Source organism: Streptococcus sp. HMSC070B10, assembly GCF_001808665.1.
GTDB lineage: Bacteria > Bacillota > Bacilli > Lactobacillales > Streptococcaceae > Streptococcus.
In genome coordinates this window covers 1-735 of the sequence record NZ_KV794168.1, presented here as the reverse complement: position 1 = coordinate 735, position 735 = coordinate 1, and the positions used below count along the sequence as shown (strand labels likewise).

1 protein-coding gene is annotated in these 735 nt (G+C 38.4%); it reads right to left on the bottom strand.

The features are described from left to right. Window positions 1-87: 87 nt before the first annotated feature. On the bottom strand, window positions 88-735 hold a 648-nt coding region (locus tag HMPREF2613_RS11530), incomplete at its 5' end, for a hypothetical protein (RefSeq protein ID WP_222563127.1).

Below are 735 nucleotides of genomic sequence, written 5' to 3'. Positions count from 1 at the left end.
AAATTATTGACGAACTCAAATGACGGAAATAAGCCTATCAACCACTCTAAAATTTTAAAACAAACACTTAAAATCCCTTGAACCATTTTAATCCTCCGCCACTTTATGGAACTTTCTAGCAAAGAATAAAGCCATCAAAACATAAGCTAAGGCTCTAAACACCATCTTAATTGGCGAAGCCAATTTTGTTGCTGTTGCTCCGTTTAATATCACATAGTTAGAACCCAAAATATTTACACTCATATCACTTATTGTGTCCTTATCATTAAAATCATACCTTAAAGGAACCATCACAGGGAATTTTCTCCTGAAAGTGTCATTTAAACTGCTCAAGCGTCCTCTTAGCCATGTTTCATCAATAGAGAATGTCCACGTTATAGCCCCTGTAATAGCGTCAGCAATCACTTTTGAGAGAGTTTGAAGAAATTCCCATATCTTACTTAAAATCCCTATAATTCCCCCAGGAATAGCAAGAATAGCTTGTAAGATTTTAGCAAGCCAATCCCAAAGCGCTTTTAGTCCATCTAAAATTGCTCCTGGTATGCTCAAAATAGCGTTTAACAATTTTTTTAGAAAATCTAATATCTTATCAAGCCAGCCTGTTCCTGCTCCCACAAGCGTTCCTGTTGCCGTCTGCGCCCCTGTTAATGATCCTGTCGCTGTTCCTGCTCTAACCCTTGCAAGTTCATCTGTCTGCGCCCCTGTAAGAGCATAATCTGATAACGTGCCAATTTG